The organism is Aeromonas sp. QDB39, assembly GCF_027707585.1.
GTDB classification, from domain to species: domain Bacteria; phylum Pseudomonadota; class Gammaproteobacteria; order Enterobacterales; family Aeromonadaceae; genus Aeromonas; species Aeromonas hydrophila.
Genome location: NZ_JAPCIV010000074.1, coordinates 1 through 8,738 on the forward strand (window position 1 = coordinate 1; position 8,738 = coordinate 8,738).

At 53.3% G+C, this 8,738-nt stretch carries 7 protein-coding genes; all 7 read right to left on the minus strand.

All coding sequences use genetic code 11. From position 1 onward, the window contains the following. Nucleotides 1-296: 296 nt before the first annotated feature. A complete protein-coding gene (locus tag PG899_RS23255) occupies nucleotides 297-1,289 on the minus strand; it encodes an Abi family protein (protein ID WP_182926643.1) in 993 nt (330 codons plus the stop codon). After that, nucleotides 1,289-3,016: a restriction endonuclease subunit S gene (locus tag PG899_RS23260; protein WP_182926641.1), complete on the minus strand. Its 1,728-nt coding sequence runs from the start codon at nucleotides 3,014-3,016 to the stop codon at nucleotides 1,289-1,291. Before PG899_RS23260 ends, PG899_RS23255 begins: the two co-directional genes overlap by 1 nt. Next, nucleotides 3,016-3,651 (minus strand): N-6 DNA methylase, encoded by a 636-nt coding sequence (locus PG899_RS23265; protein WP_333563668.1) that lies wholly within the window; start codon nucleotides 3,649-3,651, stop codon nucleotides 3,016-3,018. Before PG899_RS23265 ends, PG899_RS23260 begins: the two co-directional genes overlap by 1 nt. After that, nucleotides 3,539-4,504, minus strand: a complete 966-nt coding sequence (locus PG899_RS23270; RefSeq protein WP_270697769.1) for an HsdM family class I SAM-dependent methyltransferase — start codon at nucleotides 4,502-4,504, stop codon at nucleotides 3,539-3,541. Before PG899_RS23270 ends, PG899_RS23265 begins: the two co-directional genes overlap by 113 nt. Before the next feature lie 120 nt (nucleotides 4,505-4,624). Then, the gene (gene hsdR, locus PG899_RS23275) at nucleotides 4,625-7,090 is read right to left on the minus strand and encodes an EcoAI/FtnUII family type I restriction enzme subunit R (protein ID WP_182926637.1); all 2,466 of its coding nucleotides are present in this window, start codon (nucleotides 7,088-7,090) and stop codon (nucleotides 4,625-4,627) included. A gap of 787 nt (nucleotides 7,091-7,877) precedes the next feature. Next, on the minus strand, nucleotides 7,878-8,501 hold the full coding sequence (locus PG899_RS23280; protein ID WP_158198436.1) for a recombinase family protein: 624 nt from the start codon (nucleotides 8,499-8,501) through the stop codon (nucleotides 7,878-7,880). Next, nucleotides 8,452-8,738 (minus strand): hypothetical protein (locus tag PG899_RS24320; RefSeq protein WP_442866367.1); only part of this gene is annotated, 287 nt, incomplete at its 5' end. The genes PG899_RS24320 and PG899_RS23280, both read right to left, overlap by 50 nt.

Below are 8,738 nucleotides of genomic sequence, written 5' to 3' on the forward strand. Positions count from 1 at the left end.
AAGCAGAGAAAGTCGATACAGAACAGGACCTTGGAAGGCGTTTTAAATGGACTCGCCGCTTAAGGTCCTGTACATGAGCGCTTGTTGTACTTGCGCCGTTGGTGCTCATGTTCAATGAAAAATGCCGTCCACGGCAGGATCTTGTCACTGCAGTCATCCAGCATCGCTGGCCCGATCAGCCCAAAAACCTTGACAGATACGCCCACTGGGCGCACTATTTTCGCAACACGGCCCCTGTCGGTGATGCTGCCAGTCAGCAAAACTGCTCAGGGGTTTTTTGTTGCCCGCGATTTACCCTACCAATCCTCTCGCCAGTTAATCGGGGCGCCCATGCCCGATAGATCGAGGCCTATATGGGCCAGATCCGGGAAAGCGTTGAGATGCTTGTGCATCCGCTGCGGCCAGCTTGAGTTTGGGTTGATATAAGCCATCAGGTGGCGGCAGATCCGTAGCAGCAAAAAGCAGCGAGCCTGCGCATGGTGATTGTTTGTGTAGCTCGCAACCCAAGGCAAATTGGCAGCATGCGGCAGCTTTGGCTGTTCCGTAATGTTGCGATTCCACAACCGGCTATGGTGAGCACACACATTGCGCAAGTAGTTGAGACTGCGCAGCCAGGTTGCAAAGACCCGGCCATTAGCAACGCCATAGGCTGCCGCGATCTGATCCTGTTCCGTCTCTCTCATGCCTGCATAGAGCGTTGACATGGTGCCAAAATCCCAGACTTCACAGGCCACCCAAATTGGCAGCGGCAGCCCATATTTGACCTTGTTGTGTTTGACGAACTCCTCTTTGGATCGGCCAATCAATCTGCCGTGTTTCCCTAACCAGTCGTGATGCTTACTGACGCCGCTGCTCTCGTCAAGTTGCTGGCTGAAACCGGCAAACAGACACTCCGGCTTGAGATAGGCGAAGGGGTCAAGCTGCCCCAAGGTGTGGGAAATATCGACACGAATGGCGATTTCGATCCGCTCCAGCGCATCCATCGCCAACATGCGCAGTCGCTTGTCGAACACATAGAGTTCAACCGCATCGATGAAGCGGCTACTCGCCTTGAAGTGTTCCAGCGCGACACGGGTCGTTTTGATTTTCTGCGGCTTTCTGCCCTGCTCAGATAACAGAATCACCTCGCCAGAGCGTTCGCGAAACGGATACCAGTAGCCACTGAGCCGGTAGTAACCGATGCGTTCGAGATAATCGAGGGCGATGGCCTGATCGGTGATGGTCATGCCGCGCCGTTGCAGTTGGGCAAGCTGATCCTGATGGCTAAGCCACGGCTTGGTGTAGGGCATCAGCTTAGCGCCCCCTCTACCAGCGACTCGGCCAAAGCAAGCTGGGTCTGCTGGCTGGTTTGCAGGCGGGATTTAAGTTGATCGCAGAGGGTCATTAGTTCATCCACTTTGGCGACGATGCGATGCTGTTCGTCAATTGGAGGAAGTGGGATAACGGTGCTCGCAATTTTGCCAACATTTAAATTCGGTTGTGCTCCACCAGCCGCATGCTCCCTTAATTCAAGGTAGGCTTTCCGGAAGAACAATTTTACAAAATCCTTATGAGCTTTTGTTTCATCAATCAACCTAATTGCAGCACATGCTTGGTTAGTACCTGCTGGTTCAAGTAATTCAGTTATTTGCCCTCTTGTTTTCCCTTGTCCATACATTGCAACGATTAAAGTGCCTACAGGATAGATAGAAACGTTAGTTTCTTTTATGGCTAATTTCGATATTTGCTCTTTCGTTTTACCAACAAATAGCTCAGCCGTCTCCCCACTAGATACCCAGTTAATTTCCGCTGGTTCCCAATAGGCGGGATTGCTTCTCGATGGTGTAGCACCAGTGCCTACAAGTCCAAATACAGCGATCCTTTCAAACACCCATCCCTGCGGTAGCTCAAACGGCTTTTCGTTTTCACTAATCTCAGGTAGCGGTTTTTCTTTTTTGATTTTCTTCTCTTTGACCAGCCGCGCCTTTTCGGCAGCGATACGTTCCAGTAGAGCTGAAGCGGGTTCATCGCTCGGGTCTTGCGGTACCAGCTTGCCCATTACCGCCAGTTGCAGGATGGTCTGTTTCAAGGCGTCAATGCTGGCCTCAGTGGTAAAGAGGGTATCGAAGTGAGTGCTTAGCCGCGCCCAATTTTGCGACAGCTCATCGGCATCTGCGCTGTCTGTCAGCGTGGTAAGCAGAGTCTCCACCAACGTCTGATGGGCAGCCAACTGTGATTCGCTGTGCTGCTCCAACTGGTCGCAGAGGGCCATTAGCTCATCCACTTTGGCAACGATACGGTGTTGTTCGGAAATAGGTGGAATTGGAATAACCAATTGCTCCATTTTTTCCTTAGTCATATGCACCATAGCAATACCATTGCCAGATGCTTTGATGCTTGCAGATATAGCATCAAGATATAAACACATAAAGTGTTTATCTAAGGAATTAGGGTCAAATATATCCATTTTCCATATATGATAATGGTATATAACTCTACCACCACTCCAGATAAAGGGGCCGAAGGATGCTGACCAAGAGTAGATTAAGTCTCCATTGTCGATGTATTTTTCCGGCTCTAATTCAAGATCTGAATAGTACCATTTATCTGATGTGAATAGATTACCGACACGGAGTAATGGAGTACCAGACTCAAGCATTTCATGTTTTTTGTATGCACGACCATTTAGCACATTGATAGCGGCACCTAATCTTAATTCAGCCCACCCCTCTGGCAGCTCAATACGTTTCTCCTCCTCGCTAATTTCCGGCAAGGCTTTGGGCTTTTTAATCTTGCCCTCTTTGACCAACAGCGCCTTTTCGGCTGCGATGCGCTCCAGCAGCACGGAGGCGGGTTCATCGCTGGGGTCTTGCGGTACCAATTTGCCGCGCACGGCCAACTCCAGGATCAGCTCGCGCAGCTTTTTGATGCCGGTGAGTTCCAGCTTGCTGTTGCTGCCGCGCCCGGCACTGCTTTTGGGGCGCACTGCCGCAGTCCAGAGATCCAGATGGTCGGTAATCAGATTCTCGATCGCCATTATGCCTGCCCCTCTTGCTTGATCGCACCTTTGCCCAAGGCCTCGCCCAGAATGGCTTTTAGCTGGTCACGCAGGGCCTGGATTTCGGCCTGCTCTGTGGCATAGCACGCCAGCAGCTCGTCAGGGTCATGGCTTATCTGCTCGCCGACATGGGGGTTTTTGATATCGAGGTTAAAGTTGCGCTCGATAATGGTCTCGATACCGACCTTCCACGCTTGCTCGTTCTCTACCCGGGCAGCAAAGCCGTCAGCCTCATCGCCCCACCAGGCAATCTCGGCTTCGAACTCCTCGAACTTCATCGGCTTGGTCTTGCTGTAGTTTTTCACCCCAGCAGGATAGGGGTGCTCGTAGAACCAGACATCCTTGGTGGGCTGGCCCTTGGTGAAGAAGAGGATATTAGTCTTGATGCCGGTATAGGGGGCAAACACGCCGTTGGGCAGCCGCACTATGGTGTGCAGGTTGCACTCAGCAGTGAGCAGTTGCTTGATCTTGGTTTTGACCCCTTCGCCAAACAGAGTTCCATCAGGCAGCACCACGGCGGCGCGACCACCCTTTTTCAGAACTTCGATGATGAGCTGCAGGAACAGGTCGGCGGTTTCGCGGGTGCGCAGATCGGCGGGGAAGTTCTGCTCGATACCATCCTCCTCGGTACCGCCAAAGGGCGGGTTTGGTGAGGATCACATCGATATCGCTATCCCAGCTCGACAGCGGCTTGTCGAGGGTGTTGCCGTGACGGATCTGCACCGGCACCTCGATGCCGTGCAGCAGCATATTGGTGGTGCAAAGGAGGTGCGGCAACTGCTTCTTCTCAACCCCCAGGATCTGCTGCTGCAGGGTCTGATGGTCGGCTGAGGTCTCGACATAGTGCTCTTTGACATGATCAAAGGCGCAGGCGAGAAAGCCGCCGGTACCGCAGGCCGGGTCCATGATCCGCTCGCCGAGTTTGGGGTCGATGCGGTTGACCATAAAGCGCGTGACGGCGCGGGGGGTGTAGAACTCGCCCGCGTTACCGGCGCTTTGCAGGTCACGCAGGATCTGCTCGTAGATGTCACCAAACAGGTGGCGTTCGCTGCTGTCGGTAAAGTCGATCTCGTTGAGCTTGTTGATCACCTGCTTGAGCAGGGTGCCGTTCTTCATGTAGTTGAAGGCATCGCTGAATGCCTCTTTCACCACATAGCCACGAGGGTTGAGACTGATATTGGCTGGCTGGTTTTTCAGGCTGTCGAACAGATCGTTGTTGACGAAATCGAGCAGGGCATCGCCGGTCAGCCCTTCGCTATCGGCCGCCCACTTGCGCCACAGGAAGCGTTCGGGGATGGGGCAGCGGTAGTTATCCTGCTCAAACTCCAGCTCCTCTTCCTGGGCGTCGAACACTTTCAAAAACAGCAGCCAGGAGAGCTGACCGAGGCGTTGGGCATCACCGTCAATACCGGCGTCCTTGCGCATGATGTCCTGAATGGATTTGATGACTGAGCTGATGGATGACATGGGGTTCTCTGCTTTTTACAAAAATGGTGACGAATACAGGGGCGAATGCGTCAGGAAGATCGATAAAACAAGCGGCCATCATTGGAATGGCCGCATGGTAGTTCAGAAGCAGTCAGGTCGTCAGGCGCTCTGCTGCTCACGGTAAATTTCTTGTTCCAGTTCGGTGATGGCTTGCTCGAACTGTTTGGGGCCACCAAAACCCTTCTTGGCCAACTCCAGCGGGCGCCCCAACTCGGTAAAGGGGGCGACTTTTAGCGCATCCTTGGTCTCAATCTCGGTCACCCCCTGATCGGCATACTTGTCGAGCAGGCTGGTAAGCACCTGCTGGGCGGTGTCGTTGTACTTGGTGAAGTAGTTGCGCTTTTTGACGTTGTTGGCACGCTCGCGGCGGGTCAGTGGCGGCTGATCGTATACCACGTGGCAGATAAGGTCGAACGGGTCGAGCTCCTTACCCACTTCCTGCTCCAACACCTCCCACAGCACGCCCGCCTGAGCCAATTCATCCATAATGGCTTGCTTGCGTTCGGCGGCTTGCCAGCGTTTGGTGAACGCATCGAGGGTGGCAAACTCTTTGAGCAGGGTCTTTTTGGTGTAGTCCTTGAAGGATTCGGTCACCAACTTGCCATCGGCATCGTAATACTGCACCCGCTCGGCGATAACGCTGACCGCCACGCCGTTGACATAATACTTGCTGACCCCGGGCTCGGGGTCACCCAGCGGGCCTGTGCCCTGACCCCCTGAGCCACTCTGGCCACAGTTACTACCGGTTGTGTAGCTGCCAGACTCCTCATCAATCCCGGGAGCAAGCGGATCGTCATGGTTGCCGGGTTCATCGGCAGGCAGTGGATCGGCGCCATCGATGATATCGCCCAAGCCTTCATCCGGATTGTTGATGTCTGCCGGTTTGACCACCATGACGCGCTCCGGCTCACCGTCGAAACGGGGATCGGCAAACAGCTCGGTGGCCTTCTTGAAGTCGAGAATGGTGAACCAGAGCTTGCCGTACTTGTCGTCGATACGGGTGCCACGGCCGATGATCTGCTTGAACTTGGTCATGGACTGGATGTTTTGGTCCAGCACCACCAGCTTGCAGGTCTTGGCATCGACGCCAGTGGTCATCAGCTCGGAGGTAGTAGCGATGACCGGATAGGGCTTTTTCGGGTTGATGAAGTTGTCGAGCTGGGCTTTGCCAAGGTCATCATCGCCGGTGATTTTCATCACATACCGATCATCTTTCAGCATCTGCTCGGGGTTAAGGTTCGCCAGCGCCCGTCGCATCCGGTCGGCATGATCGATGTCGTTGCAGAACACGATGGTCTTGGCCATCGGGTCGGTTTTCTTGAGGTAGTTGGTGATGGTTTCGGCCACCAGCTGGGTACGCTCGTCGATCACCAGGGTGCGGTCAAAATCCTTCTGGTTATAAATACGGTCTTCAATCAGGTTGCCCTGTTTGTCCATCTGCCCTTTGGTGGGACGCCACCCCTGCAGATCGACATCGATATCGACCCGCACCACCTTGTAGGGGGCAAGAAAGCCATCTTCGATCCCCTCTTTGAGGGAGTAGGTATAAACAGGGTCACCGAAGTAATCGGTACTGGAGACGGTCTCGGTCTCTTTGGGCGTGGCGGTGAGACCAATCTGGGTAGCCGATGAGAAGTATTCGAGGATCTCGCGCCAGGCGCTGTCTTCAGCGGCACTGCCCCGATGGCACTCATCCACCACGATCAGGTCGAAGAAATCAGGGGAGACCTGCTTGAAGGCTTTCTGTGACTCTTCTGGTCCGGTGAGCGCCTGATAGAGGGCAAGGTGGATCTCATAGGCGGGGTCGATCGTGCGCCCGGTGACCTTGGTCATGGCCGAGCCAAAGGGCTGAAAATCATTGATCTTGGTTTGATCTACTAGAATGTTGCGATCGGCCAGAAACAGGATGCGCTTCTTGGCGCCCGCCTTCCACAAACGCCAGATGATCTGGAATGCGGTGTAGGTCTTGCCGGTGCCGGTGGCCATCACCAGCAATACCCGATCCTCATCTTTCGAGATGGCTTCTACGGTCTTGTTGATGGCCTGCAGCTGATAATAGCGGGGAGATTTGCCGCTGCCATCCGAGTAATAGTCCTGACTGATGACAGGCAACTGTGCCTGGGTGTAACCCTTCCAGGTGCAGAGTTTGTCCCAAAGCTGGCCGGGGCTGGGGAAGTCCTCCAGCGCGATCTCGGATTCCAGCTTGGCCGGATTGGTCTTGTCATGAAATACGAAGCCATCGCCGTTGCTGGCAAATACGAACGGCACATCCAGCAGGCGGGCATAATCGAGCCCCTGTTGCATCCCCTTGCCAATCTCATGCTTGTTGGCTTTGGCCTCGATCACCGCCAGTGGCAAGCCCATCTTGTGATAGAGCACGATATCGGCCGATTTGACCTTTTTACGTGCCGCCATCTGGCCGCGCACCACCACCTTGCCATCCCGCAGCTTCACCTCTTGGCGAACCTGGGTCAGGTCATCCCACCCAGCAGCCTTGATAGCAGGCAGCAGGTATTTCGAGATGATGTCGGCTTCGGTGAGGGTTGCTTTGTTGATCTCGGCCATGAGCACTCTTCCGGTCGGGGGACAATATTGCTCAAGATTCTCTCATAAATTCAGCCGGGTTTTATTGATTTCAGACTCATAAAGCAACATGGGTGCAGCTCTTGATGGCATGCCTTCGGGTCAAGGAAACGTCTGGCAATGGCGTAACTAGGTCGTAGTGAATGATTGTTGAAGGGCATCGCTTGAGTTAGTCCCATAGCAAGTCAGCCGGTTTGGCTCTCGCTGAATGCAGAGGCCAAGATTCCAGATAGATAGGAATCTGCCCCCCATCAATTCCAGCACACCAAGGTCCATAATCCCTTCAAACAAGATGACCAATATTCCAGAGAGAAAAACGGCACGAAATTTCCAGATAGATAGGAAGTCTTCGATCAGGATTCCACATAACTCGTTCTGAACTGGCATTCCACTATGTGGAAAATTCGCACCACTTTTCCAGATAGATAGTTATGTGGAAAGAAACAGGACGGGAATTGGTTGGGAATGACAGTGTTCATTCCATGGCTCCACATCCTGCGTGATTCCACGCAATCATGTTTGTTACGAGCGAACAAACTTCAATACTTTCAGTGCGTTGTTGATTTTTTCCTGAGCGAAGTCCATGGTGATATGGAGTTTGGTCACACGATCACCTGATTGCATCCTTTATCCGCTACACCTGAGGCCATCACCATGAACAGCATCGTCATCCTGATCCTCCTGTTTTCATTCCTGATAGGGTTTGGCGCCTTTGCTGCGTGGCTGTATATCGAGAAGCGTCGCATGGGAGCCTCGGATAAATGACCCGCTATTTTGCTGAACGGACCTCTTTTGCCACGCACGAAATCAGATGGCGGGAGCAGCCCAACATTTCCTGGATCACCGAGTAGCTGTGTCCGGTGCTCAACAACTGTGCGATGTGCTGACGCTTCTTTTCATCTTTCTGGCGACCGCGATATTTCCCCTCATCCCTAGCCTTGGCAATACCCTGCTGTTGCCTGCGTCGGCGATCTTCATAATCCTTGCGAGCGACGGCTGCGAGCATATCCAGCAGCATGCCATTTACAGCCTGCAAGATGGCGCAGGTGAACTCGGAGCGGCTGTCCCCCTGTAACGCTACCCAGGAAGTCGGAAGCTCCGGAGAAACGATTGAGAGCTGTTTCTGAGCCAGCAACTGCTTCAATGTTTGCCAATCCGTCTGATTGAGGCGGGCCAGACGATCAATCTGCTCTACCAGCACAATGTCACGATCTGCAGCATCGCGGATCAGCCGCATAAGCTCAGGCCTGTCCAACGTCGCACCAGACTCATTCTCCACATAGAAACTGGCTATCTGATTGCCATGCTCTGCAGCAAAACCAATCAGCAGCTCTCGTGCCCGCTCAGCATCCTGCTCCACTGTCGATGCACGTAAATACGCCCGTATGAACACTGAAACCTCCATCGGTCTGTTTAAACTGGTTCTGAATTTTCGGTTCAATATAAGTGGTTTCAATATTGTTTTCGAGAGGGTATTGAGTGGTTTTAATGGGGTATACCTTTTTAGAACCACCTGTCATTTTCAGAAGACGACTGCACCAGTTGATTGGGCGTAATGGCTGTTGTGCAGCCAGCTCCTGACAGTTCAATATCAGAAGTGATCTGCACCAATCTCGACTATGCTCAATAC